Source organism: Xenorhabdus doucetiae (assembly GCF_000968195.1).
Taxonomy (GTDB): domain Bacteria; phylum Pseudomonadota; class Gammaproteobacteria; order Enterobacterales; family Enterobacteriaceae; genus Xenorhabdus; species Xenorhabdus doucetiae.
In genome coordinates this window covers 246,803-272,175 of sequence record NZ_FO704550.1, presented here as the reverse complement: position 1 = coordinate 272,175, position 25,373 = coordinate 246,803, and the positions used below count along the sequence as shown (strand labels likewise).

The 25,373-nt window shown below is 46.8% G+C and carries 17 protein-coding genes, 6 tRNA genes, 4 rRNA genes and 5 pseudogenes; 6 read left to right on the top strand and 26 right to left on the bottom strand.

The features are described 5' to 3' along the window. Window positions 1-2: 2 nt before the first annotated feature. The 9 genes from rplC to XDD1_RS01300 form a co-directional block, all read right to left on the bottom strand. Entirely contained in the window at window positions 3-635 is a 633-nt protein-coding gene (gene rplC / locus XDD1_RS01335) for a 50S ribosomal protein L3 (protein WP_045968041.1), read from the bottom strand. A 32-nt stretch (window positions 636-667) separates the two neighbouring features. Continuing rightward, on the bottom strand, window positions 668-979 hold the full coding sequence (gene rpsJ / locus XDD1_RS01330) for a 30S ribosomal protein S10 (RefSeq protein ID WP_001181005.1): 312 nt from the start codon (window positions 977-979) through the stop codon (window positions 668-670). 306 nt (window positions 980-1,285) lie between these two features. Continuing rightward, entirely contained in the window at window positions 1,286-1,762 is a 477-nt protein-coding gene (bfr, locus tag XDD1_RS01325) for a bacterioferritin (RefSeq protein ID WP_045968039.1), read from the bottom strand. 76 nt (window positions 1,763-1,838) lie between these two features. Continuing rightward, window positions 1,839-2,033: a bacterioferritin-associated ferredoxin gene (gene bfd / locus XDD1_RS18705; RefSeq protein WP_071827233.1), complete on the bottom strand. Its 195-nt coding sequence runs from the start codon at window positions 2,031-2,033 to the stop codon at window positions 1,839-1,841. 243 nt (window positions 2,034-2,276) lie between these two features. Next, a complete protein-coding gene (tuf, locus tag XDD1_RS01320) occupies window positions 2,277-3,461 on the bottom strand; it encodes an elongation factor Tu (protein WP_045968037.1) in 1,185 nt (394 codons plus the stop codon). 106 nt (window positions 3,462-3,567) lie between these two features. After that, window positions 3,568-3,643, bottom strand: a tRNA-Thr gene (locus tag XDD1_RS01315). Window positions 3,644-3,649: 6 nt separating this feature from the next. Beyond that, a tRNA-Gly gene (locus XDD1_RS01310) sits at window positions 3,650-3,724 on the bottom strand. A gap of 100 nt (window positions 3,725-3,824) precedes the next feature. After that, a tRNA-Tyr gene (locus tag XDD1_RS01305) sits at window positions 3,825-3,909 on the bottom strand. Window positions 3,910-3,924: 15 nt separating this feature from the next. Further along, a tRNA-Thr gene (locus XDD1_RS01300) sits at window positions 3,925-4,000 on the bottom strand. 430 nt (window positions 4,001-4,430) lie between these two features. Between XDD1_RS01300 and coaA the strand changes: the two genes are divergently transcribed. Next, window positions 4,431-5,381: a type I pantothenate kinase gene (coaA, locus tag XDD1_RS01295; protein ID WP_045968036.1), complete on the top strand. Its 951-nt coding sequence runs from the start codon at window positions 4,431-4,433 to the stop codon at window positions 5,379-5,381. 32 nt (window positions 5,382-5,413) lie between these two features. Here coaA and birA read toward each other — a convergent pair whose 3' ends face one another. From birA to murI, 9 genes are all read right to left on the bottom strand, one after another. Further along, entirely contained in the window at window positions 5,414-6,373 is a 960-nt protein-coding gene (gene birA, locus XDD1_RS01290) for a bifunctional biotin--[acetyl-CoA-carboxylase] ligase/biotin operon repressor BirA (RefSeq protein ID WP_045968034.1), read from the bottom strand. Continuing rightward, window positions 6,370-7,410, bottom strand: a complete 1,041-nt coding sequence (gene murB / locus XDD1_RS01285; RefSeq protein ID WP_045968032.1) for a UDP-N-acetylmuramate dehydrogenase — start codon at window positions 7,408-7,410, stop codon at window positions 6,370-6,372. The genes birA and murB overlap by 4 nt, the downstream gene beginning before the upstream one ends. Window positions 7,411-7,575: 165 nt before the next feature. Continuing rightward, a 5S ribosomal RNA gene (gene rrf / locus XDD1_RS01280) occupies window positions 7,576-7,691 on the bottom strand. Between the two features lie 34 nt (window positions 7,692-7,725). Then, window positions 7,726-7,801, bottom strand: a tRNA-Thr gene (locus XDD1_RS01275). 51 nt (window positions 7,802-7,852) lie between these two features. Then, a 5S ribosomal RNA gene (gene rrf / locus XDD1_RS01270) occupies window positions 7,853-7,968 on the bottom strand. Window positions 7,969-8,065: 97 nt separating this feature from the next. After that, a 23S ribosomal RNA gene (locus XDD1_RS01265) occupies window positions 8,066-10,975 on the bottom strand. 192 nt (window positions 10,976-11,167) lie between these two features. Beyond that, window positions 11,168-11,243, bottom strand: a tRNA-Glu gene (locus XDD1_RS01260). An 82-nt stretch (window positions 11,244-11,325) separates the two neighbouring features. Further along, window positions 11,326-12,869 (bottom strand): 16S ribosomal RNA (locus tag XDD1_RS01255). The 16S, 23S and 5S rRNA genes sit together here with 2 tRNA genes alongside, the layout of an rRNA operon. Before the next feature lie 368 nt (window positions 12,870-13,237). Next, a complete protein-coding gene (gene murI, locus XDD1_RS01250; protein ID WP_045968030.1) occupies window positions 13,238-14,101 on the bottom strand; it encodes a glutamate racemase in 864 nt (287 codons plus the stop codon). Between the two features lie 170 nt (window positions 14,102-14,271). On the opposite strand from murI, the gene trmA reads away from it, so the two are divergent. Continuing rightward, complete coding sequence (gene trmA / locus XDD1_RS01245) at window positions 14,272-15,372, top strand: tRNA (uridine(54)-C5)-methyltransferase TrmA (protein ID WP_045968027.1); 1,101 nt, start codon at window positions 14,272-14,274, stop codon at window positions 15,370-15,372. Window positions 15,373-15,451: 79 nt separating this feature from the next. Here trmA and XDD1_RS01240 read toward each other — a convergent pair whose 3' ends face one another. Continuing rightward, window positions 15,452-15,820 (bottom strand): YijD family membrane protein, encoded by a 369-nt coding sequence (locus XDD1_RS01240; protein ID WP_045968025.1) that lies wholly within the window; start codon window positions 15,818-15,820, stop codon window positions 15,452-15,454. Between the two features lie 21 nt (window positions 15,821-15,841). Then, the gene (gene fabR / locus XDD1_RS01235) at window positions 15,842-16,516 is read right to left on the bottom strand and encodes an HTH-type transcriptional repressor FabR (protein ID WP_045968023.1); all 675 of its coding nucleotides are present in this window, start codon (window positions 16,514-16,516) and stop codon (window positions 15,842-15,844) included. A 205-nt stretch (window positions 16,517-16,721) separates the two neighbouring features. On the opposite strand from fabR, the gene sthA reads away from it, so the two are divergent. Next, window positions 16,722-18,119: a Si-specific NAD(P)(+) transhydrogenase gene (gene sthA, locus XDD1_RS01230; protein WP_045968021.1), complete on the top strand. Its 1,398-nt coding sequence runs from the start codon at window positions 16,722-16,724 to the stop codon at window positions 18,117-18,119. Here the strand turns inward: sthA and oxyR are convergent. The 3 genes and pseudogenes from oxyR to XDD1_RS01215 form a co-directional block, all read right to left on the bottom strand. Next, window positions 18,111-19,028 (bottom strand): DNA-binding transcriptional regulator OxyR, encoded by a 918-nt coding sequence (gene oxyR / locus XDD1_RS01225; RefSeq protein WP_045968019.1) that lies wholly within the window; start codon window positions 19,026-19,028, stop codon window positions 18,111-18,113. The genes sthA and oxyR overlap by 9 nt on opposite strands. 56 nt (window positions 19,029-19,084) lie before the next feature. Continuing rightward, the gene (locus XDD1_RS01220; protein ID WP_045968390.1) at window positions 19,085-20,122 is read right to left on the bottom strand and encodes an IS630 family transposase; all 1,038 of its coding nucleotides are present in this window, start codon (window positions 20,120-20,122) and stop codon (window positions 19,085-19,087) included. 61 nt (window positions 20,123-20,183) lie between these two features. After that, window positions 20,184-21,322: pseudogene (locus tag XDD1_RS01215) on the bottom strand (IS3 family transposase); the annotation flags it as partial. Window positions 21,323-21,382: 60 nt separating this feature from the next. On the opposite strand from XDD1_RS01215, the pseudogene XDD1_RS20280 reads away from it, so the two are divergent. Both XDD1_RS20280 and XDD1_RS20275 read left to right on the top strand, forming a co-directional pair. After that, a pseudogene (locus XDD1_RS20280) lies at window positions 21,383-21,697 on the top strand (IS630 transposase-related protein); the annotation flags it as partial. A 105-nt stretch (window positions 21,698-21,802) separates the two neighbouring features. Continuing rightward, the gene (locus tag XDD1_RS20275; protein ID WP_331710078.1) at window positions 21,803-22,000 is read left to right on the top strand and encodes a hypothetical protein; all 198 of its coding nucleotides are present in this window, start codon (window positions 21,803-21,805) and stop codon (window positions 21,998-22,000) included. Window positions 22,001-22,139: 139 nt separating this feature from the next. On the opposite strand, the pseudogene XDD1_RS01200 reads toward XDD1_RS20275, so the two are convergent. Then, window positions 22,140-23,309 (bottom strand): annotated as a pseudogene (locus tag XDD1_RS01200) (IS701 family transposase). A gap of 129 nt (window positions 23,310-23,438) precedes the next feature. Between XDD1_RS01200 and XDD1_RS19295 the strand changes: the two are divergent. Next, a pseudogene (locus XDD1_RS19295) lies at window positions 23,439-23,578 on the top strand (transposase); the annotation flags it as partial. 7 nt (window positions 23,579-23,585) lie between these two features. Here XDD1_RS19295 and XDD1_RS01195 read toward each other — a convergent pair. Continuing rightward, window positions 23,586-24,035 (bottom strand): annotated as a pseudogene (locus XDD1_RS01195) (IS982 family transposase); the annotation flags it as partial. Window positions 24,036-24,312: 277 nt separating this feature from the next. Then, window positions 24,313-25,347 (bottom strand): IS110 family RNA-guided transposase, encoded by a 1,035-nt coding sequence (locus tag XDD1_RS01190; protein ID WP_045968017.1) that lies wholly within the window; start codon window positions 25,345-25,347, stop codon window positions 24,313-24,315. Window positions 25,348-25,373: the final 26 nt, after the last annotated feature.

Here is a 25,373-nt window from a genome sequence, read left to right as displayed (position 1 = left end):
CGTTACGCCTTGACAGCCGGTTTTACGATCAGGTTACTGTTCGTTGCACCTGGAACAGCACCTTTGACCAGCAGCAGGTTACGCTCAGCGTCAACACGTACTACATCTAGGCTCTGAACGGTTACACGCTCATTACCCAGTTGGCCTGCCATTTTCTTGCCTTTGAACACCTTGCCCGGAGTCTGGTTCTGACCGATAGAACCCGGAACACGGTGAGACAAGGAGTTACCATGGGTAGCATCCTGAGTACGGAAGTTCCAGCGTTTAACAGTACCCGCGAAACCTTTACCTTTAGATGTACCAGTAACGTCGACTTTTTTAACGTCAGCGAAAATTTCAACACTAATGCTTTGACCTACAGTGAACTCTGCATCGTTTTCTGACAAACGGAATTCACGCAGGATGCGGCCAGCTTCTACGCCAGCTTTAGCGAAATGACCTGCTTCAGGTTTATTAACGCGGCTAGCTTTTTTGCTACCAGTCGTTACCTGAATTGCACGATAACCGTCAGTCTCTTTGCTTTTAACTTGAGTTACACGGTTATTTTCGATTTCGATAACAGTTACAGGGATTGAAACACCATCTTCCGTGAAGATGCGAGTCATACCCACTTTTTTACCGACTAAACCAATCATTGTTTCAACCTCTCAATCGTTCAATGACCTGATTAACCCAGGCTGATCTGCACGTCTACACCGGCAGCCAGATCCAGACGCATCAGAGCATCAACGGTTTTCTCGGTTGGCTCAACGATGTCAACCAGACGTTTGTGAGTGCGAATTTCGTACTGATCACGCGCGTCTTTGTTAACGTGCGGAGAAATCAGAACGGTAAAACGCTCTTTACGAGTCGGCAGCGGGATCGGACCACGAACTTGCGCACCAGTGCGTTTCGCAGTCTCTACGATTTCCGCAGTTGATTGATCGATCAAACGATGATCAAATGCTTTCAGGCGGATACGGATTCTTTGGTTCTGCATGAGACCAGAGCTCCAACTATTTTATAAACGTAAATGATTACTCCTCGCACCCATTTCGATTGATAGGGGAGTGTAATCGTTCTATGTATAACCCCCATATCGGGAGTATTTTAAATGGCGGTAATTCACCACTCATTACTGATCATAAATCAGACCTACTCTGTGTAGGTAAGCTCGCGCATTATACGTGAATTTACCCACAAAGCAAGATTAAGAGCGAAATCTATGCAAAAAAGTACATAGAAGAAAGGGAAATGGAAAGAAAGCGCCCTATATACATCAAATTATAGGGCGGCAAAATTATAGTTATTCTTCTTCGCTAAGCTGAGATTGAATATAATTCTGTATTCCAATTCTAGTTATCAGTTCAAGTTGAGTTTCCAACCAATCGATATGATTTTCTTCATCAGAAAGTACCTCTATCATCAAGTCTCTACTGACATAATCATGAACTGAATCAGCATATGCGATTGCTTCTCTGAGATCTTTTGTACCACGTAATTCTAATTCCAGATCAGATCTCAGCATTTCTTCTACATCTTCTCCGATATTAAGTTTGCCTAAGTCTTGTAAATTTGGCACCCCTTCCAGAAAAAGAATGCGCTCGATAAACTTATCCGCATGCTTCATCTCATCAATGGATTCGTGATACTCGACTTCATTTAGGCGCATCAATCCCCAGTTTTTAAACATTCGGGCATGCAAGAAATATTGATTGATGGCGACAAGCTCATTACCAAGAAGTTTATTCAAATGTGCAATTATTTTTTTATCACCTTTCATAGCAAATTCCTCCGCTTCCAGTCACTACAGTGTAGTACTAATTTAGCAGAGTAATTGCAAGAAAATTGTATTTATTTTAGGCAACATTATTTATTGGAGGTAGCTGAGCAATCTCCTCATTCATTATTTCACGTGCTTGACGTATGCATTTTCCACAGTCGTTTCCTACAGGAACAAAGTTCCTTAACTCTCTGATAGAACGAATATGTTGCTGATGCACAGCATTACGTATGGTTTTATCGCTTATTGCATTGCAGAGACAAACATACATAGAAGCACTCTTCTGACTATTTACACTCTTGATGGCTATTCAGGTCGGATAAAACTCCCATACCCAAAATTGTTCACGCTTATAAAATAAACGATATCCCAGAATAGTAAATAGAAATAAATCTCATTTCAATTATTGTTTTTATTTTATTGAATAACAAAAAAGCCACTGTAATCGGTGGCTTTAAAATAGAAAAGAGGAGTCAAGGCTCCTCTTTTCTCATAATCTGTTAATAATCAAAAATTAAGCAATAACTTTAGCAACAACACCCGCACCTACAGTACGGCCGCCTTCACGGATTGCGAAACGCAGACCTTCGTCCATGGCGATTGGGGCAATCAGGTTAACGACCATGTTGATGTTGTCACCTGGCATCACCATCTCTACGCCTTCTGGCAGTTCGATAGTGCCGGTTACGTCAGTTGTACGGAAGTAGAACTGTGGACGGTAACCTTTGAAGAATGGCGTATGACGGCCACCTTCGTCTTTGCTCAGGATGTACACTTCAGATTCGAACTGAGTGTGTGGCTTGATTGAACCTGGTTTCGCCAGAACCTGACCACGCTCAACGTCATCACGCTTAGTACCACGCAGCAGAACACCCACGTTCTCACCCGCACGGCCTTCGTCCAGCAGTTTGCGGAACATTTCAACGCCGGTACAAGTGGTTTTGGTGGTCTCTTTGATACCGACGATTTCAACTTCGTCACCCACTTTAACGATACCGCGCTCAACACGACCGGTCACTACAGTACCACGGCCGGAGATGGAGAATACGTCTTCGATTGGCAGCAGGAACGGCTTGTCAATGTCACGCTCTGGTTCTGGGATGTAAGAATCCAGTGCTTCAGCCAGCTCGATGATTTTCGCTTCCCACTCTGCTTCGCCTTCCAGCGCTTTCAGCGCAGAACCACGGATGATTGGGGTGTCGTCGCCTGGGAAATCGTACTGAGACAGCAGCTCACGCACTTCCATTTCAACCAGTTCCAGCAGCTCTTCATCATCAACCATATCACATTTGTTCAGGAACACGATGATGTAAGGAACGCCTACCTGACGACCCAGCAGGATGTGCTCACGCGTCTGTGGCATTGGGCCATCAGTGGCAGCAACTACCAGGATCGCGCCGTCCATCTGGGCAGCACCGGTGATCATGTTTTTCACATAGTCGGCGTGGCCTGGGCAGTCAACGTGCGCGTAGTGGCGAGTTGGGGTATCGTATTCTACGTGAGAAGTGGAGATGGTGATACCACGCGCTTTTTCTTCTGGTGCGTTATCGATCTGGTCGAATGCACGCGCGTTACCGCCGTAGGTTTTCGCCAGAACGGTGGTGATTGCAGCAGTCAGGGTAGTTTTACCGTGGTCAACGTGGCCGATAGTACCAACGTTAACGTGCGGTTTTGAACGTTCAAACTTTTCTTTAGACATTAGGTTGTCCCTCTAAGACACGGAATCGGTGGTTTCACCACATCAACCAAGCAATTGCTTGTGAGATATTTACAGGAAGAAAATCAGGAGGCAAGGACAGGGGAAGTGGTGCTGATAGGCAGATTCGAACTGCCGACCTCACCCTTACCAAGGGTGTGCTCTACCAACTGAGCTATATCAGCACATCTTGGAGCGGGCAGCGGGAATCGAACCCGCATCATCAGCTTGGAAGGCTGAGGTAATAGCCATTATACGATGCCCGCGTGAACTCGGCTACCTGACTTTAATCAGCTGTATACTGTACTTCAAGTGTTTTGTCTAGAGTATAACTCGAGCAGAACACTCAAGATTAAAACTGGTTAATGGTGGTGGGGGAAGGATTCGAACCTTCGAAGTCTGTGACGGCAGATTTACAGTCTGCTCCCTTTGGCCGCTCGGGAACCCCACCTTTCCAAATTTTTAATGGTGCCGGCACCAAGAATCGAACTCGGGACCTACTGATTACAAGTCAGTTGCTCTACCATCTGAGCTATGCCGGCATCAAGTGCTGCGCATTCTAGGAAGAGTTGGCCCACGATGCAACAAAAAAATTGCTTTTTTTGTTCTTTCGCTCACAAAACAGCCATTTTCAATACTGTTGGTGTTTTTTTAAATAGATTAAGCTTAAATATCCGACAATGAACTCTTAATACGAGAAGAGTCAATAAATGCACCCACCAATTATTTTTTGAAAATTATTTGTATTATCCTAGATTTCTTCCTTTTAAAAAAGAAACTGGCAGCCAGAACAGCCGCAGTAACGGTACAATTTTTTTACATTTTTGTATTTACCATCAAAAAAAATTACTAAGATCATAAAAAATTCTACGCCTACGATAACGCAACCTATATGATGAGCTTTATTTTTTGTCGGATACGGGTGTTCTTCAACAACCTGTCCAACCTGCATAGACAGGCAGATGTTGGCTTATGAATAAGAAAGAATCTTTTTTGACGACTCCATATTTACAATTTGAACGTGAACATTGGGCAACATTGCGTGACTCAGTGCCTTTAACATTAACAGAAGAAGAAGTTGCTGCTTTAAAAGGGATTAATGAAGAAATCTCAATAGATGAAGTAATTGAGATCTATCTTCCATTGTCACGTCTACTTAATTTTTATATTAGTTCCAATTCACGGCGACAGGCTGTTCTTGAACAGTTCCTGGGAACAGATGAACAAAAAATACCTTATGTTATTGGTATCGCAGGCAGTGTTGCTGTCGGGAAAAGCACGACTGCCCGCTTATTACAGGCATTACTAAGCCGTTGGCCAGAACATCGCCGTGTTAAGTTAGTGACAACGGACGGTTTTTTGCACTCCAATAATGTATTAAATGAACGTGGTTTAATGAAAAAAAAGGGGTTTCCTGAATCCTATGATATGCGTAGCTTGGTTAAATTCGTCGCTGACATCAAATCAGGTGCCGAAAAAGTTACTGCACCAGTATATTCTCACCTGAGCTATGACATTGTTCCTAATGAACAACTTATTATCGAAAAGCCAGACATTCTTATCCTTGAAGGTTTAAACGTATTACAAAGTGGCATGGATTACCCACATGAACCACATCATGTATTTGTTTCTGATTTCGTTGATTTTTCTATTTATGTTGATGCATCAGAAGAATTACTCGAACAATGGTATGTCAGTCGTTTTCTCAAGTTTCGACAAGGTGCTTTTTCCGATCCTGATTCTTACTTCCATAATTATTCTAAGCTAACGACAGAAGAAGCGATAAAAGTGGCATCAAGCATTTGGCGGGAAATTAACGGCTTAAACTTACAGCAAAACATCTTACCAACGAGAGAACGGGCTAGCTTGATTATGACGAAAGGAATCAATCACACAATTGAAAGCGTCAGATTAAGGAAATAAAACAGAAGCCGGAAATATTTCCGGCTTTGTATTCAACAGCCTCTCAAGGATATTTCGCCACCAATATAAGGCGTAACAACGCCATTAATATCAAGTAACAGAGCTCCTTGTTGATCTATTCCACGGGCTATTCCATAAATCTCTTGATCACCAATAATTAATTTCACCGGACGATTAATAAAATTATCTAATTCAAACCAACGAGGAATGAAAGAAGCTAATCCTTCGTTTTCAAATTGAATTAATGCTTCTTTAAGTTCTACCACGATTTCAGCAACCAATTTATTCCGTTCAATAACCGTTCCTGATTGCTGTAAATTAGTCCAATTTTGGTTAATTGATGTCTGTTGATCGCTACTCATCGAAATATTCATACCTATTCCGATCACAACATGGGCTGCATCCCCCGTTTTTCCCGTCAATTCAACCAATATTCCAGCCAATTTTTTATCATCCAAATATAGATCATTTGGCCATTTTACTTTTACTCTTTCTGCTCCCTGACGGTTAAGAACTTCTGCAATGACGATACCAACGACTAAACTTAAACCTATCGCTGCTGCGGGCCCTTGTTCCAAACGCCAATACATGGATAGATATAAATTTCGACCAAACGCAGAAACCCACTTCCTACCGCGACGCCCTCTGCCTGCATACTGATATTCAGCAACACAGGCATCTCCTGAATTGAGTTCTGCTAACTTCTCCAGAATATATTGATTTGTGGAGTCAATGACAGGTATAACTTCAATATGATCATTGGGGAGATAATTTTCAATAAGCTCTTTATCCAGCAGATTCATTGGAGCAGGAAAACGGTAACCTTTACCTGAGAGAGTTAGAATCTCGACTCCCCATTCACGAATAGTTTGAATATGTTTATTGATTCCTGCACGGCTCATTCCCAATTCTTGACCAAGTTGCTGGCCTGAATGAATTTTACCATCAGATAACACTCTAATTAATTTTAATGGGATACTAATATCTTTCATGAAATACATTCCACTGCGTCTATCTCACCTTCACTGCCAATGAAGCGTACTTCAGGCTCTAAGAAGATATTAAATTTTTCTGCGACCTTGTTACGCACATAAGCAGCCAAGGCAATGATATCTTGTCCTGTTGCATTATCTTTATTAATCAATACCAATGCTTGTTTCGTGTGTACAGCGGCTCCACCAATAACATAACCCTTCAATTGGCATTGTTCGATAAGCCAACCCGCTGCAATCTTTATGTTATGCTCATCATGAGGATATTGAGGACAGTCAGGGTATTCAGATTTAATTCTGTATGCTAACTCGATCGATACAATAGGGTTTTTAAAGAAACTTCCAGCATTACCCATCAGCGCAGGATCGGGTAATTTATTCTGGCGCATCTCACACACTGTATCGAATATTTGTTTTGGTGTGACCTTTTCTCGCGAGAACTGGGCTAAGGCACCATAAGTTAAGATGGGTTCCCATTTTTTATTCAAGCGTAAACCGACTGCTGTGATAACATAATCATCTTTATACTGATGTTTAAAAATGCTATCCCTATAAGCAAACTGGCACTCATTCGCCGTCAAACGCATTGAATTACCTGTTTTCAGTTCAACAAAATCCACATACTCACAGACTTGTTTAAATTCAATTCCATATGCACCAATATTTTGGATTGGAGCAGAACCAACATTGCCGGGGATCAAGGCTAAATTTTCTAAGCCATAGATCTGTTGATTAAATAAATACGTAATCAATTCATGCCAATTTTCACCTGCGCCAGCATGAACATGCCAGGCTGTATCAGACTCTTGTATATTAATACCAAGAATGCGGTTTAGAATCACAGTACCTTTAAAATTTTCGGTGAAAAGAACGTTACTTCCTCCTCCCAACAATAAAATAGGATGATCCTTTTCCATTGCTTCTTGCCATAAGGTCAGAAGAGATTCAATAGAGGTGGCTATACCGATATGATCGGCGCAGGCTGAAATGCCAAATGTGTTGAACGCTTTTAGTTGGGTAGATTGACAAACAGACATTCACTTCAAGCTCAATAGGTAATTTAAGTCGTAGTCTATCAGACTCTATATTTGAAAGGTAAGTTTGAAAGAAAAGTAAGTCATTCCAATCTGTTGATAGAAATAAAAAATAACTAGAAATGCAAAAGGCCACTCATATGAGTGGCCTTTTGACTGGGTATTAAAGCTTGGCAGTTCCCTACTCTCACATGGGGAGACCCCACACTACCATCGGCGCTACGGTGTTTCACTACTGAGTTCGGCATGGGGTCAGGTGGGACCACCGCGCTATTGCCGCCAAGCAAATTCTGTTTTATTTGCCGAACATATTATTCATGGTGCTGATACCCAGATTCGAACTGGGGACCTCACCCTTACCAAGGGTGTGCTCTACCAACTGAGCCATATCAGCAAATGCTAAAAATAAAAAGTGTTGCCAATCGGGCAACACTTATAAAATAATGTCTGGCAGTGCCCTACTCTCGCATGGGGAGGCCCCACACTACCATCGGCGCAACGGTGTTTCACTGCTGAGTTCGGCATGGGGTCAGGTGGGACCACCGCGCTATTGCCGCCAGACAAATCCTGTTTTCAATCCCGAACAAGCTGTGACATTCTTTCATCTGAAACTTTTCGTCTTTCTCCCAAAATCACCCCAAAACACCTTCGGTGTTGTCAGGTTAAGCCGCACGGGTCATTAGTACCGGTTAGCTCAACGTCTCGCGACGCTTACACACCCGGCCTATCCACGTCCTCGTCTCGAACGTTCCTTTAGTGCCCTCAAAGGGACAAGGGAAGACTCATCTCAAGGCAAGTTTCCCGCTTAGATGCTTTCAGCGGTTATCTCTTCCGCACTTAGCTACCGGGCAGTGCCATTGGCATGACAACCCGAACACCAGTGGTGCGTCCACTCCGGTCCTCTCGTACTAGGAGCAGCCCCTTTCAATCTTCCAGCGCCCACGGCAGATAGGGACCGAACTGTCTCACGACGTTCTAAACCCAGCTCGCGTACCACTTTAAACGGCGAACAGCCGTACCCTTGGGACCTACTTCAGCCCCAGGATGTGATGAGCCGACATCGAGGTGCCAAACACCGCCGTCGATATGAACTCTTGGGCGGTATCAGCCTGTTATCCCCGGAGTACCTTTTATCCGTTGAGCGATGGCCCTTCCATTCAGAACCACCGGATCACTATGACCTGCTTTCGCACCTGCTCGCGCCGGCACGCTCGCAGTCAAGCTGGCTTATGCCATTGCACTAACCGCATGATGTCCGACCATGCTTAGCCAACCTTCGTGCTCCTCCGTTACGCTTTGGGAGGAGACCGCCCCAGTCAAACTACCCGCCAGACACTGTCCGCAGCCCGGATAACGGGCCCACGTTAGAACATCAAACATTCAAGGGTGGTATTTCAAGGATGGCTCCGTGCAGACTGGCGTCCGCACTTCACAGCCTCCCACCTATCCTACACATCAAGGCTCAAGGTTCAGTGTCAAGCTATAGTAAAGGTTCACGGGGTCTTTCCGTCTTGCCGCGGGTACACTGCATCTTCACAGCGAGTTCAATTTCACTGAGTCTCGGGTGGAGACAGCCTGGCCATCATTACGCCATTCGTGCAGGTCGGAACTTACCCGACAAGGAATTTCGCTACCTTAGGACCGTTATAGTTACGGCCGCCGTTTACTGGGGCTTCGATCAAGAGCGTCGCGTTACCGCTAACCCCATCAATTAACCTTCCAGCACCGGGCAGGCGTCACACCGTATACGTCCACTTTCGTGTTTGCACAGTGCTGTGTTTTTATTAAACAGTTGCAGCCAGCTGGTATCTGCGGCCGGCTTCGGCTCCGTGAGCAAGTCACTTCACCTAGTGCCGGCGTGCCTTCTCCCGAAGTTACGGCACCATTTTGCCTAGTTCCTTCACCCGAGTTCTCTCAAGCGCCTGAGTATTCTCTACCTGACCACCTGTGTCGGTTTGGGGTACGATTCAATGTTACCTGGTGCTTAGAGGCTTTTCCTGGAAGCAGGGCATCTGTCACTTCAGCACCGTAGTGCCTCGTCGTCACGCCTCAGTGTTATCAGCAATCCGGATTTACCAAGACTGCCCACCTACACGCTTAAACCGGGACGACCGTCGCCCGGATGACATAGCCTTCTCCGTCCCCCCTTCGCAGTAACACCGAGTACAGGAATATTCACCTGTTTCCCATCGACTACGCTTTTCAGCCTCGCCTTAGGGGTCGACTCACCCTGCCCCGATTAACGTTGGACAGGAACCCTTGGTCTTCCGGCGAGCGGGTTTTTCACCCGCTTTATCGTTACTTATGTCAGCATTCGCACTTCTGATACCTCCAGCCAGCCTCACGACCAACCTTCAACGGCTTACAGAACGCTCCCCTACCCAACAACATAAAAATGTCGCTGCCGCAGCTTCGGTGCATGGTTTAGCCCCGTTACATCTTCCGCGCAGGCCGACTCGACCAGTGAGCTATTACGCTTTCTTTAAATGATGGCTGCTTCTAAGCCAACATCCTGGCTGTCTGAGCCTTCCCACTTCGTTTCCCACTTAACCATGACTTTGGGACCTTAGCTGGCGGTCTGGGTTGTTTCCCTCTTCACGACGGACGTTAGCACCCGCCGTGTGTCTCCCGTGATAACATTCTTCGGTATTCGCAGTTTGCATCGGGTTGGTAAGCCGGGATGGCCCCCTAGCCGAAACAGTGCTCTACCCCCGAAGATGAGTTCACGAGGCGCTACCTAAATAGCTTTCGGGGAGAACCAGCTATCTCCCGGTTTGATTGGCCTTTCACCCCCAGCCACAAGTCATCCGCTAATTTTTCAACATTAGTCGGTTCGGTCCTCCAGTTAGTGTTACCCAACCTTCAACCTGCCCATGGCTAGATCACCGGGTTTCGGGTCTATACCCTGCAACTTAACGCCCAGTTAAGACTCGGTTTCCCTGCGGCTCCCCTATGCGGTTAACCTTGCTACAGAATATAAGTCGCTGACCCATTATACAAAAGGTACGCAGTCACACCCCAAAGGGTGCTCCCACTGCTTGTACGTACACGGTTTCAGGTTCTCTTTCACTCCCCTCGCCGGGGTTCTTTTCGCCTTTCCCTCACGGTACTGGTTCACTATCGGTCAGTCAGGAGTATTTAGCCTTGGAGGATGGTCCCCCCATGTTCAGACAGGATACCACGTGTCCCGCCCTACTCATCGAGCTCACACTGCCAACACCTTCGGATACGGGGCTTTCACCCTTTACTGCCGGCCTTTCCAGACCGTTCTCCTGGCGCTGACAATGATGATGGCTCTGGGCTGCTCCCCGTTCGCTCGCCGCTACTGGGGGAATCTCGGTTGATTTCTTTTCCTCGGGGTACTGAGATGTTTCAGTTCCCCCGGTTCGCCTCATTCACCTATGGATTCAGTGAATGATGGTGCAACGGATTGCACCGGGTTTCCCCATTCGGACATCGCCGGCTGATAACGCTTCATATCAGCTCACCGGCGCTTTTCGCAGATTAGCACGTCCTTCATCGCCTGTGGCTGCCTAGGCATCCACCGTGTACGCTTAGTCGCTTAACCTCACAACCCGAAGGTGTCTTCAGGTCGGAGTGTGTTGAGAGACTCATCAATATCGTCATGAATGACCATACTGATTGTTTCAAATTTTCAGCTTGTTCCAGATTGTTAAAGAGCAAATATTGCTAAACCGACTCGCAAGTCACGCTTAACAATACTGTATGGCACTGCCTTTCACCCAGGGCCTGAGCAATATGGCGTCCCCTAGGGGATTCGAACCCCTGTTACCGCCGTGAAAGGGCGGTGTCCTAGGCCTCTAGACGAAGGGGACATCGAGTCTTCTTCGCAGACGCTGCTCATTTCTTCTTTCATCAGACAATCTGTGTGAACACTCACATTTCACCATCTCAGGTTAAGGAGGTGATCCAACCGCAGGTTCCCCTACGGTTACCTTGTTACGACTTCACCCCAGTCATGAATCACAAAGTGGTCAGCGCCCTCCAAAAAGGTTAAGCTACCGACTTCTTTTGCCACCCACTCCCATGGTGTGACGGGCGGTGTGTACAAGGCCCGGGAACGTATTCACCGCAGCATTCTGATCTGCGATTACTAGCGATTCCGACTTCATGGAGTCGAGTTGCAGACTCCAATCCGGACTACGACAGACTTTATGAGTTCCGCTTGCCCTCGCGGGGTCGCTTCTCTTTGTATCCGCCATTGTAGCACGTGTGTAGCCCTACTCGTAAGGGCCATGATGACTTGACGTCATCCCCACCTTCCTCCGGTTTATCACCGGCAGTCTCCCTTGAGTTCCCACCATGACGTGCTGGCAACAAAGGATAAGGGTTGCGCTCGTTGCGGGACTTAACCCAACATTTCACAACACGAGCTGACGACAGCCATGCAGCACCTGTCTCAGCGTTCCCGAAGGCACGCCTCTATCTCTAAAGGCTTCGCTGGATGTCAAGAGTAGGTAAGGTTCTTCGCGTTGCATCGAATTAAACCACATGCTCCACCGCTTGTGCGGGCCCCCGTCAATTCATTTGAGTTTTAATCTTGCGACCGTACTCCCCAGGCGGTCGATTTAACGCGTTAGCTCCGGAAGCCACGCCTCAAGGGCACAACCTCCAAATCGACATCGTTTACAGCGTGGACTACCAGGGTATCTAATCCTGTTTGCTCCCCACGCTTTCGCACCTGAGCGTCAGTCTTCGTCCAGGGGGCCGCCTTCGCCACCGGTATTCCTCCACATCTCTACGCATTTCACCGCTACACGTGGAATTCTACCCCCCTCTACGAGACTCTAGCCAACCAGTCTTGGATGCCGTTCCCAGGTTAAGCCCGGGGATTTCACATCCAACTTAATTGACCGCCTGCGTGCGCTTTACGCCCAGTAATTCCGATTAACGCTTGCACCCTCCGTATTACCGCGGCTGCTGGCACGGAGTTAGCCGGTGCTTCTTCTGCGGGTAACGTCAATCGTAAGCCGTATTAAAGCCTACGCCTTCCTCCCCGCTGAAAGTACTTTACAACCCGAAGGCCTTCTTCATACACGCGGCATGGGTGCATCAGGCTTGCGCCCATTGTGCAATATTCCCCACTGCTGCCTCCCGTAGGAGTCTGGGCCGTGTCTCAGTCCCAGTGTGGCTGGTCATCCTCTCAGACCAGCTAGGGATCGTCGCCTAGGTGGGCCTTTACCCCGCCTACTAGCTAATCCCATCTGGGTTCATCCGATGGCGTGAGTCCCGAAGGTCCCCCACCTTGCTCCACAGAGATTATGCGGTATTAGCCACCGTTTCCAGTGGTTATCCCCCTCCATCGGGCAGATCCCCAGACATTACTCACCCGTCCGCCGCTCGCCGGCAAAGTAGCAAGCTACTTCCCGCTGCCGCTCGACTTGCATGTGTTAGGCCTGCCGCCAGCGTTCAATCTGAGCCATGATCAAACTCTTCAATTCAAAGTGTTTGATGCTCAAAGAATCTTACTGTTAGTTCATAATGAATTAACTGTTGTTCACTCTTCAAGACTTTAATATTTTCCGCCTTTCGGCGTTGGATAGTGTCTTGCGAGTGCCCACACAGATTGTCTGATTAATTTGTTAAAGAGCGTTGGCAACCGGGCGTTTGTGCCGGGTTGCGAGGCTGCGTATCTTACGCTTTTCGCCTCCGGAGTCAAGCGTTTATTTTCGCTTTCTTCCTGCTTCCCTTCGCGGCTGTTCTCAGCTTGGCGTCGGTCAGTGGTGGCGCATTATAGGGCCTTTTACGGTGCTGGCAATAGTTTTTTTGAAAAAAATTACCGACCGGTGATTATTTCAGCAAATTTTACTTAGGTTGATAGTTTTTCCAGCATCAGGAAGCCATATTCACGTAAAACAGGACGTAATGCTTCACTCTCTGGCGCCATTTTCGTGCAATAAGCCCAATTCTCTGCTGTTGTTAAAAACAAATTATCGCGATTTTTGATCAACCATGCGGTTCTACGAGCGATGGCCGCTCCCGAATCAATTAATCTTGTTCCATCCGGTAAAACTTGTGAAAGTTCTTCTGCGATCAGAGGAAAGTGCGTACAGCCCAAAATAACGGTATCCGGTGGTTCTTTCATTCTCAGCCAAGGTTTCAATATCTTTTCCAGCGCTTCCCGTGGGACATCCTTACCATGTAGCTTCCGTTCAGCCAATTCCACCAACTCAGCAGAACCTATTAAATGCATCTGACAATCCGTGGCGAATTGGGTAATTAATTCTTTGGTATAGTCGCGATTCACGGTGGCGCGTGTCGCCAATAATCCCACAACACGATTACAGGTTAGCTTTGCAGCCGGTTTGATTGCCGGCACAACCCCCACAACAGGGAAAGAAAAACGTTCACGCAAGGCAGGCAAGCTGACTGTACTGGCAGTATTGCAGGCAATCACGACAACCGCCAAAGGATGCTTCTTCTGGATCGCATCAACAATCTGAACGACCCTTCCTATAATCACTTCTGCCGTTTTCTCGCCATAAGGGAAGGCTTCATTATCGAAAGCATATATATAGTGGAGATCCGGCAAGAGTTGCCGAATCTCTTGATAGACAGATAGACCACCAACTCCGGAATCAAAAACCAGAATCGTTGGACGGGCGGTCTTGTTTAAATCAGAAGTTGTAGCTGCCAGTAAGGTAGTATTCTCTTCCCGGAGTGCGGTAGCCATAGGCTGTCTCATAATTTTTATCAAACAGATTAGCTATTCTAGCACGGATCGTAAGGTGGTCAGTGATCGGATATGAGGCGCTGATAAACCAGAAAACTGGACATCCTTTGCACTTCCCCTACAATGCCGCTCGGAAATTTTTCTTAATGCGACCATACGAGAACCCGATAATGCAGAATGCTTTGCCAACGGAAAATTATGAAAATCAATTGATGGAAAAAGCCCATCGCCTAAAAGAAATGATGCTCCCCTTCAGCGCACCTGAGCCTGAAGTTTTCCGTTCCCCGGCATCCCATTACAGAATGCGGGCAGAATTCCGTATCTGGCATGAGGAAGATGACCTCTACCACATCATGTTTGATCAACAAACCAAACAACGTATCCGTATTGATCAATTTCCCGTTGCCAATCCGTTAATCAATCAAATGATGCAGGCTATCATTGCGGGCGTAAAAGATAACCCTGTATTGCGCCATAAATTGTTTCAGGTGGATTATCTTTCCACCCGCAGTAACAAAATCATTGTCTCCCTGCTTTACCATAAAAAACTGGATGAGGAATGGCGTGAACGTGCCATGGCACTGCGTACCCAACTTATCGCGGCAGGATTTGATCTCCAGCTTATTGGGCGCGCGGCAAAAACCAAAATCATGCTTGACCATGACTATATAGATGAAGAGTTGCCAGTTGCAGGTAAGACCATGATTTACCGTCAGGTTGAAAATAGCTTCACCCAGCCGAATGCCAGCATCAATATTCATATGTTGGAATGGGCGATTGACATCACCAAAGGTTCGAAAGGCGACTTGCTTGAGCTGTATTGCGGCAATGGTAATTTTTCTCTGGCACTGGCACAGAATTTTGAGCGCGTCTTGGCCACTGAAATTGCCAAACCTTCGGTGGCTGCCGCTCAATTTAATATCGCAGCGAACCAGATTGATAATGTGCAGATTATCCGCATGTCAGCGGAGGAATTTACCCAGGCAATGAACGGAGAGCGAGCGTTCAATCGCCTACAGGGAATTGATTTAAGCAGTTATCAATGTGAAACCATTTTTGTTGACCCACCACGCAGCGGGCTGGATGAAGAAACGGTAAAAATGGTGCAAGCGTATCCGCGCATTCTTTATATTTCCTGCAACCCAGAAACACTCTGCCAAAATCTGGCAACACTGACACAAACCCACAAAGTCAGCAAACTGGCACTTTTCGACCAATTCCCTTATACCCACCATATGGAGTGCGGTGTGTTACTGGAGAAAAGCGCATAATCATCAGTAAACTGACTGAAAAGCCAAAACGCCACGGATCTCATTTTGTGGCGTTTTTTATTGAATCGCCCGTAAACGGTTAGCTTTTTGCTGTGAGCATGGCTTGCTTGCGCGTTCTCATCTTGAGGTAGATCCAAAATACCAAGACAGTACCCACAACGACAGGCAAGAAATTAGAGCCAATTGCCGGATATTCCATCCGAATAAATGCGCTGTACATGAACATGCCTAAGAAAAAGCATCCCACAGCCAGTTTAGGTAACCCTTCTGCCATTGGGTAATTCAAATAACGTTGATGGAGACAATACACAGACAGGGCCAGTGCAATAATAGGGAAAATAGAAAAAGGGACGAATGAATTGAAAAATGCTGAGAAAGTTCCGTGTGTTGCCATTCCAACGATAAGAGCCAGCAACATTGTGCTTTTATCTTGGCGGTATTGTTCCATCGTATTATGCTCCTTTCATTATTATTTCAGGGTCTTAGGGATTGTTTTGGGGATCGCTTTAGGGACAGTGTTTTTTTCTTGCTCTCGACGATACCAATAATAAGCGCCTTTGGAAATCATGCGGAGTTGTAAAACCAAACGCTCTTCGAGACGACGCCTTTTTTCTTCATCAATATCCAATGCCTCTGCGCCTGCACTGAATACGATTGTCACCATCGCCTCGGCTTGTATTTCAGTAAAATGACGAGGCATATGGCTGGCTTGCTCAAGGTAGTCTGCCAATTCCGCAATAAAATGTTGGATTTCCCGTGCGACAGCCGCACGAAATTCAGCCGATGTGCCAGAGCGTTCGCGCAGCAACAGCCGGAATGCGTTGGGATTGTTGCCGATAAATTCCATAAATGTTGCAACCGAAGTGCGGATGACACTGCCACCTTTGGCAATGCGCTGGCGTGCCTGACGCATTAACTGACGCAACATCAAACCGCTTTCATCTACCATCGTCAGCCCCAGTTCATCCACATCCCGAAAATGCCGATAAAAAGAAGTCGGTGCAATACCCGCTTCACGAGCCACTTCCCGTAAACTCAGGCTGGTAAAACTGCGTTCAGCACTGAGTTGGCTGAATGCCGCATCAATCAGGGAGCGACGGGTTTTTTCTTTCTGTTTTGCTCTAACGCCGGTTACGTTACTCACAACAATCCTGATCTATCTCGCTTCTAATCAGGCAAATATAACAGATTCTACCAAGTTTGCTGTGATTGTTCTCTTAAAGACATTATTCGCTATTTTCCGGTTTTTTTTCTAAACCGTGAGATAAAAACCTTGTGCTCATTGGGTTATTACATCAAGTAATGTTAATATAGCGTTGTTATTTTGTGTAAAAACAGGTCTTTCCTCTATGCAACATACTCATTTTGATGCCATTGTGATTGGCTCTGGTCCCGGCGGGGAAGGAGCAGCAATGGGGTTGGTAAAACAGAATAAAAACGTTGCTGTTATAGAACGTTACAATAACGTCGGTGGTGGATGTACCCATTGGGGCACAATCCCGTCGAAAGCCCTCCGCCATGCCGTTAGCCGTATTATCGAATTTAATCAAAATCCCCTCTACAGTGATAATTCCCGCATTCTTCGTTCCTCGTTTTCAGAAATCCTGCGCCATGCTGACGTCGTTATAAATCAGCAAACCAAGATGCGCCAAGGTTTTTATGAACGCAACCGTTGCCGAATGTTTGCGGGAGAAGCCACTTTTATTGATGAACATCAGGTCAGTGTTCGTTATGCCGATGACAGTGTTGATATCTTGAGTGCGGACAAAATCATCATTGCCACGGGTTCCCGTCCCTACTGCCCGCCTGATGTCGATTTTTCCCACTCCCGTATTTATAACAGCGATACTATTCTGCAACTGGATCACGAACCACGCCATGTGATTATTTATGGTGCCGGGGTGATTGGTTGTGAATATGCCTCTATTTTCCGCGGGTTGGGGGTTAAGGTGGATTTGATCAATACCCGTGACCATCTTCTGTCCTTTCTTGATCAAGAGATGTCTGACGCCCTCTCCTACCATTTCTGGAATAGTGGCACGGTTATCCGCCACAATGAAGAATATGAAAAGATTGAAGGCCTTGATGATGGTGTGATTGTTCACCTGAAATCCGGCAAGAAAGTCAAAGCAGATTGCCTGCTGTATGCCAATGGCAGAACCGGTAATACCGACACGCTAGGTTTAGAAAATGTCGGGCTGGAAACCGACAGCCGGGGCTTACTGAAAGTCAATCGCGTCTACCAGACCGGTAATGAAAACATCTACGCCGTGGGGGATGTTATTGGCTATCCCAGTTTGGCTTCTGCGGCTTATGATCAGGGGCGCATCGCGGCCAGAGCGATGACAACAGGAAATGCGAGTCTGTATCTGGTGGAAGATATCCCAACCGGAATTTATACCATCCCTGAAATCAGTTCGGTGGGTAAAACCGAGCAACAGTTAACCGCCATGAAAATCCCTTATGAGGTAGGACGCGCCCAATTCAAACATCTGGCAAGAGCGCAAATTGCAGGGATGAATGTTGGCAGTCTTAAGATCCTGTTCCACCGTGAGACAAAACAGATTTTAGGCATCCACTGTTTTGGCGAACGTGCCGCAGAGATCATTCATATTGGTCAGGCCATCATGGAACAGAAAGGTGAAGGCAATAATATCGAATATTTCGTTAATACTACCTTCAATTATCCCACGATGGCGGAAGCCTATCGTGTGGCAGCGCTCAATGGGTTAAACCGATTATTTTGATCTTTTTCCGAGTATTTCGAAATAGTTGCCCATTTTAGTCCGAATCGCCTCTGCCAATTGCTCATAGCGACCACGCAGAGGTGAGCCGGGACGATAAACCAATATGACCGATCGCTTGGGTTCCGGTTCGTCACACGCCAGATAGCAAACCCCATCCCGCTTTCTCTCATTCGGCACTGATAAATCAGGCAATAATGTTATCCCGCTGCCCGCTGCGACCATATTGCGCAGTGTTTCCAGACTCGTCGCCCTAAAATGCGTATCTTCTTTGGCACCCGCCTGAAAACAGAATCCCATCGCTTGATCACGCAAACAGTGCCCGTCTTCCAGCATTAATAACTTTTCGCCGGATAGCTCACTCATCTTAATGCTGTCCCGCCCTGCCCATTTATGTTCTTCATACACCGCCAGCTTCATCGGCTCCTCAAACAATGGCACTTCGATAAAGGCTTCGGTTTCTTTCACCAACGCCAAGATGGCACAGTCAAGTTTCCCGCTATCAAGTTGAGCCAACAAACTTTGGGTTTGTGCCTCATGCAGGTACATTTCCAGTTTGGGAAACAATTTATGCAGTTCAGGAATGATAAGAGGCAGGAGATAGGGGCCGATGGTTGGAATAAGGCCGATATGCAACGGCCCGGACATACTTTCACCTTGCAGGGAGGCCATTTCCTGCAACACCTTCACTTCTCGTAATACGGTTTTGGCCTGTTCCACCAGCAGCATACCCTGTTGGGTAAATAATACCTTGCGGCTCGTGCGTTCCAGCAGCATCACACCAAGTTCATCTTCCAGTTTGCGGATCTGCCCGCTCAGTGTCGGTTGGCTGACATGACAAGCATCAGCGGCTCGGCGAAAGTGCCGATATTCAGCAAGTGCCACAAGGTATTCCAGATCGCGGATATTCATTTCCGACCCCATTGTTTACTGTCAATGTTTGATGAGAAAGCGCCATATATACCAATCTAACTTGAAGATGCAGGTTTTAAAATCTGAAAGTTGTCAGTCAGTCTAGTCGTGAGTTCTTTCGCTTTTTCTGGCAAAGTGACATGAAAAAAGTGACGAAGGGTTTCACGGAATGTCTTCGCATCCGGAAAATAAACATTGTTACGTACTTGCTCATTCATATACTTCCACAATCGCTCTATTGGATTGAGGTTTGGGCTGTAAGGCGGTAGGTAATGCAGTTCAATATTAAGGACATATGCCACCTCTTTCACCAATTCTGCCCGGTGGTAACCCGCCCCATCCAGAATAATATGAATTTTTTGCGAAAGTGGGTAAGTTTCTCTAATAGCGCCGAAAAAATACGCGATATTTTCGGCATTGATACTCGGGTATTCACGGATCACGGTGTCTTCAATTCGTTGTAAATTGAGGGCGCCCAGAAGATTGAGACGGGTACGACTGCCGGTGGTTTCGACCACTTTTACCTGATTTTTCCCCGCTTTCATCCAACCATAGCTGAGCTTTGTGGACTGCGAAGGATGCACCGCATCAATAAATAGGATAGGTTCATTCTGACCTGCCCGGTCTTTCAGAGACTGGTAGTCATCAATAAATTGTTGCTGCTTATCCGCATCGAATTTATGAGGAACGCCCTTTGGCTTTTTGTAGCTGAAACCTTGTCGGTGAAGCCATTTCGTCATGCCTCCCACGCTGAAAGACACCTGCCAACGAGCTCGTACATAATCCACAATTTGAGCGGTCGTATGCAGCAAATTTGCCGTCAAATAATCAACCAGATCGGCGGTTTGTTTGGCAGAGAGATGGCTTTCAGAACCGCCATTTTCGGGGGTGAGTTTTTCCTGCGCGATGAAATCTTTTAGGTGACGGCTTACCGTAGTTTCATGAATACGTAAGGCCTGAGCAATCATCTGAGCTGTCCAGCCCTCTGACGCCAAAAGCACGGCCTTGATGCGATCACAGACTCGACTATCACGAGTGGTATCATGCATCAATTCGAGGGCACGTTTTTGTTCTGGTGTCAGATGAATTTTCATGATTGCAAGCATGATCGGGTTTGGATAAGAAATCAAGCATCTTCAATGGCGATTGGTATATCTAGTCCTGATATACGTTGACACTTATTTTACTCATAACTGACGCCTGATGATGTACTTCATCGGGCGTTTTATATTTTAGGGCTAAGTGAGGTCGATACCGATTATAAATATCTATCGATTCACTCACCAGTGTCACCGCTTCTTCAAGGTCCGCGGGTTTACTGAGTAAAAATTCGGTTTTCAGGATACCATTAACACGCTCTGCCAACGCATTCTGATAGCAATCGTAACCGTCGGTCATCGAACAGATGACCTCATGGTGTTCGTGTAACGCTTGATAGCGCTTTGAACAATATTGTAATCCTCTATCTGAATGATGGATCAGCGATTGTTCGAGACATTTTCGGCTTTTTAAGGCCTGTTTATACGCCTTGATGACTGCATCTGTTTTTAAGTTATCGTGCACATGATACCCCACAATTTTACGTGACCAGGCATCTGTAATAAGACTTAAATAAGCTTCCCCGGTTTTCACGGGAAGATAGGTGATATCGGCCACCCAGACTTGTTCTGGCCCCGTCGGCGTTATCTTATTGGGACCGGCCTTGAGTAAATTGGGGTGACAGTAAAAACGGTGATGGCTGTTCGTTGTTTTATGGTAAGCCCGTCTGGGCGTCACTAACAGGTGATGGGCCCTGAGTAAATTGAACAGACTGTCTCTGCCTATTTTTAATGTCCCTGATTGATTGAGCAGATACTGCAACTTTCTCGTTCCAATACGGGGCTGCTTCAGGCGTATTGTCTGCACTTGCATCAGCACATCCTGTTCCTGTCTCGCCTTTATTGCTGCCCGCTGACATTGCTGATAATACGCCTGTCGCGTGATACCCAGATAACGGCAACATTGCGCCACCTTGAAGCCCGTCACTTTTTTCTCCTGGATGGCTTGCCTCGTGGCTTTTTTACGAGACTGACGCCATAGTCGCGTTTTAAAACTGCCACGACCGCCTCAAAAAATTCGGCTTTCTTTTGCATTTCAGTCAGTTGTTGTTCAGGTTCTTTTATCCGTTGCTCGGGTGTGAGCGAGGAGGATATGGTCATCGGTGCCCCCTGAGGATGGAAAGGTGTACAACCCAAACTCCAATCTAACTGACCATGCTTCCTAAGCCAAACTAAAACGGTTGACCGCCCTTGAATATAGCAGAATCATAATACTGTGTCATAATACCTCCATTCCAATGACAAGGCAGAATTGAGATGGGCTACAGCTTAGATTTCCGAAAAAGAGTACTGGAATACAAGGACAAGCATTCGTTGACGTTCGAACAAACGAGTGCCCACTTTGAGGTCTCTATCCGCACTCTGTTTCGGTGGTGCAATAAAATCGAACCCTGTATGACAAGGGATAAACCGCCCACGAAAATCAGGGACGACAGACTTATCACTGATGTCCAAAATTATCCCGATGACTACCAATGGGAAAGAGCAAAACGTCTGGGCGTCTCACAATCAGCTATCCATTACGCCTTGAAACGGCTGAATATCACCGTCAAAAAAACGTTAAAACACCCTCAGGCTGACGAACAGGCTCGTCAGAGATTTATCGAGCGTATTTGTCATCATGAACAGGCGGGCAAACCGGTTGTCTATCTGGATGAAAACGGTTTTGAGCAGTCAATGCCACGAATGCGCGGTTATTCGTTAAAAGGGCAACGCTGTTTCGGGACACACGACTGGCAGGCCAAAGGCCGCATTAATGCCATTGGCGCCATTATCAAAAAGACGTTTGTGTCCTTAAGCTTGTTTGCCGGGAATATTAATGCGGATGTGTTCCATGCCTGGATGACACAAGATTTGTTAGTACTACAGTCGTAATTGCTCTGTAATCATGCGGTTATCCCGACGACGATAATGGCATTGTTGTGCGTAATATTGATGTCGCCGCCGCCAATATGACCAATGCAAAATTTGTTCGAGTGTTTCTCCCACTCTTTCCATTAATTTGGATAGCAGCTTACGCAGTTCCGCCACACTGAGGGCTATCAGTCCTGTCGGCGTTTTTTTTCTCCCGTATCCGTAAGACCGCCAGAACCGCATGGGCCAGCAGCGATAAGGTAATATGCCGATACCAGCTATGCCATTGCCGCACTTCATAATGATCCAGACCGCATTCTCCCTTTGTTTCCTCAAAACCACATTCAATTTCCCAGCGACAACCTGCCACCTGCGCCAGGGTTTTCAGGTCAGCCTCTTCTCTGTGCGCATACACGACATAGTAAGCCCGTTCCTGTTTTTCATCCCGGCTGCGCCGGACCAGCAGATAATGGCCATATTCCCGTTCTTTCTCACTGAGTTGTAAACGCCAGAGCGGCACCTTAACCCAGTCATACTGACGTTCACCTTTCGCTCCCCGTCCCGCAGAATGTGTTTCCCATTGCTCAGGCGTCAGGCTGTCCACAATCTTGTCCGCTCTGATATAAGTCGGTCCTTGCCACCACAACGGTTCATTTTTGGGGATCGCCAGCACAAACGGTTGATTCCGGGACTCCAGCCAGCAACGCAGGCGACGGTTCTGACCATAAACGGCATCTGCCGTCACCCAGTGGCAGGGCACACCGGCCTCTAATGCGCGTTCCAGCATCTGCCGGGCGAGCTGCGGTTTGGTAGCAAAAGTGACCGCGTCAGGAATGCCGGCGGCTTCACAACGTGGGCGGTCATCAGTCCACTGCTTGGGCAGGTATAACGCCCGGTCAATAAAGGCATGGCCGCCCTGACCGGCATAACAGAGAAAGACGCCTACCTGACTGTTTTCGACGCGCCCGGCGGTGCCACTGTATTGACGTTGCACCCCGGCAGAATGCGTGCCTTTTTTGACAAATCCGGTCTCATCAACAATGAGCACACCGTGTTCATCGCCTAAGTGTTCCGTCACATAGTCCCGCAGAATATCGCGGGCGACGTCGACATCCTAGTGAGCTCGTTCCAGCAGATGCTGAACGCCATCAGGCGTGCGTTCGCCTATCCATTCCGCCAGTTGCCAGCCATTTTTACGTTCAACGTCACTGAGCAGCCCCCGGAGATAGGCGAGGCTGCGGTGTTGTGGGCCGGGATAGTGAAACAAGGGAGCCAGACGAGTATGGAGTGAGAGCAGTTCTTGTTCCCAGGCATTGGTCGGTGAGTGCATTGAACACCTCCCGTATTTTCAGGAAAAAAATGTCAGGGCCATCATGCCACAATGGGGCGTACGACTGTAGTATTAGAACCTATTCAGAATCTTTTTAAACCTGAATAGTTTTTCATGTAAACTGCTGGGATGAGAAAAACTTATGCCAGTGATATTAGTCGAGAAGTGTTCATGAAAATTGAACCCCTGTTGTCAGTAACAGGAAGCGCACACACCCCAGAAAAGTGGATGTCTACGAGGTATTTTGTGCATTGTTATATTTAACCCGAATTCCGTTTAAGCCGTCACTGGGAAATCTTCTTCTGAGTCGAAAATTTTCAGTGACGGTTTCTTTTCTTTAACGCAGTAAGCAATCAATCCACATAAAACGGTCAACAGAAATCCGGTTATACTTCGGTGGCGAGAATGCTCTATTTGAGAAATTTCTTTTAATTGACCATTAATGGTTTCAATGATAAAACGCTTTAATAACATCATCCTATCCCACTCTGCCTGCGCCTTCGCTTTCATGTTACGGCGTTTTTTCGTGACGAAAGTGACATCCGTTTGCGCTAAATCATCCGCCAGTTCCTGGCTAAGATAACCTTTGTCACCATACAGAGAACCCGTTAATTCTTTTACTAAGTCGCGGACAGGTTCCCGATCATCCACATTACTGGCAGTGACTTTGAGTGCCAAAATTTCGCCCTGATGGTTAACAACCAAGTGTAATTTGAACCCGTAAAACCCTATATGGACGCCCCCGGTTGTGCAAGCATTGAGTCGATACGGTTTGCTACCATATATCCGGCGTCATAAAGGGCTTATTTGCCCGCGCCATGATGTCATCCGCACCCTGTTTCCTTCTCAGCCGTCATCGGTATATGACTACCTAGGTTTTACTCAGGTTATTGCAGGACCGATAGCCGTTTTTTCATCAGTGTTTGCAAACTCGGTTAAAGCGTCTGTTTCAATTCACTTAATTCAATTAATTCAATTAATTCAATTAATTCAATTAATTCAATTAATGGATAGCAAAAGCTTTTTTCATATCATAATCAACCTCATCTGTCAGAATACGCCAGATAATTCGGGTCAGCTTGTTAGCTAAAGCAACTATGGCTTTCATGGGGCCACATCGGGTAATCCGTGTTCTTAGCCACTCGCCTAAAGAATCATCCCGTTTTTGCACGCCCTGCATCATCGCTCGGGCACCATGAATAATTAACGTTCGGAGATGACGGTTGCCATGTTTGCTCAGAGAAGAAAGACGGCTTTTCCCGCCCGAACTGTGTTGCCGGGGAACCAAACCACACCAGGCTGATAACTGCCGGCCATGAGTAAATTGGGATGCGTTGACGTCACTCACGAAAGCCGCCGCAATCAGGGGACCAACACCGGGAATAGTCAGCAAGTGCCCATACCCTGCTTGCTGACGGGAAAGCGCCGTAATTTCGTTATCCATTTCATGAATGCTGACGTTCAAATTCTGCAGATCTTCCCACAGCGTATGCAATAAACGACGCAGCACACAAGACAGAGCATTATCACCTTCTTCCAGAATATCAGGGAGGTGCTGTTGGAGTTTCTGAATCCCCACAGGCACAATTATTCCCTGCTCAGCGAGAAAGGCCCTGATTTGATTAGCAAGAGCAGTACGCTGTTCCACCATGAGCTGACGGGCACGGCGCAGTGCTTTGATATCTTGCTGTTCTACGGTTTTGATGGGAACAAAATGGAGACCGGGCCGGCAGGCCGTTTCACAGATAGCCAACGCATCATTGGCATCGTTTTTTTGATGATGGCTGAAAGCTTTTACATGCTGGGTGGGAACAATTCGGACATGATAGCCCATAGACTGCAACGTCCGTCCCCAATAATGAGAAGTGGCACAGGCTTCCATAGCGATGAGGGTTTCAGGTGGAAAAGCCCGTATGGCATCAAGAAATTTCTGTCGTGAAATTTTTCGGTTCGAAGCAACAGAACCGTCTTCCATCCAGACACAAACTTGAAAGACATTTTTAGCGAGGTCAATACCCACTACTTTGATCGTACTCATGAGATGTTCTCCCGAAATTCAGTGCA

What these genes read in the sequence shown, in the direction of transcription:
- rplC (WP_045968041.1), bottom strand. Translation starts at nt 635, where the DNA reads ATGATTGGTTTAGTCGGTAAAAAAGTGGGTATGACTCGCATCTTCACG.
- rpsJ (WP_001181005.1), bottom strand. Translation starts at nt 979, where the DNA reads ATGCAGAACCAAAGAATCCGTATCCGCCTGAAAGCATTTGATCATCGT.
- bfr (WP_045968039.1), bottom strand. Translation starts at nt 1,762, where the DNA reads ATGAAAGGTGATAAAAAAATAATTGCACATTTGAATAAACTTCTTGGT.
- bfd (WP_071827233.1), bottom strand. Translation starts at nt 2,033, where the DNA reads ATGTATGTTTGTCTCTGCAATGCAATAAGCGATAAAACCATACGTAAT.
- tuf (WP_045968037.1), bottom strand. Translation starts at nt 3,461, where the DNA reads ATGTCTAAAGAAAAGTTTGAACGTTCAAAACCGCACGTTAACGTTGGT.
- coaA (WP_045968036.1), top strand. Translation starts at nt 4,431, where the DNA reads ATGAATAAGAAAGAATCTTTTTTGACGACTCCATATTTACAATTTGAA.
- birA (WP_045968034.1), bottom strand. Translation starts at nt 6,373, where the DNA reads ATGAAAGATATTAGTATCCCATTAAAATTAATTAGAGTGTTATCTGAT.
- murB (WP_045968032.1), bottom strand. Translation starts at nt 7,410, where the DNA reads ATGTCTGTTTGTCAATCTACCCAACTAAAAGCGTTCAACACATTTGGC.
- murI (WP_045968030.1), bottom strand. Translation starts at nt 14,101, where the DNA reads ATGGCTACCGCACTCCGGGAAGAGAATACTACCTTACTGGCAGCTACA.
- trmA (WP_045968027.1), top strand. Translation starts at nt 14,272, where the DNA reads ATGCAGAATGCTTTGCCAACGGAAAATTATGAAAATCAATTGATGGAA.
- XDD1_RS01240 (WP_045968025.1), bottom strand. Translation starts at nt 15,820, where the DNA reads ATGGAACAATACCGCCAAGATAAAAGCACAATGTTGCTGGCTCTTATC.
- sthA (WP_045968021.1), top strand. Translation starts at nt 16,722, where the DNA reads ATGCAACATACTCATTTTGATGCCATTGTGATTGGCTCTGGTCCCGGC.
- oxyR (WP_045968019.1), bottom strand. Translation starts at nt 19,028, where the DNA reads ATGAATATCCGCGATCTGGAATACCTTGTGGCACTTGCTGAATATCGG.
- XDD1_RS01220 (WP_045968390.1), bottom strand. Translation starts at nt 20,122, where the DNA reads ATGAAAATTCATCTGACACCAGAACAAAAACGTGCCCTCGAATTGATG.
- XDD1_RS20275 (WP_331710078.1), top strand. Translation starts at nt 21,803, where the DNA reads ATGCCACGAATGCGCGGTTATTCGTTAAAAGGGCAACGCTGTTTCGGG.
- XDD1_RS01190 (WP_045968017.1), bottom strand. Translation starts at nt 25,347, where the DNA reads ATGAGTACGATCAAAGTAGTGGGTATTGACCTCGCTAAAAATGTCTTT.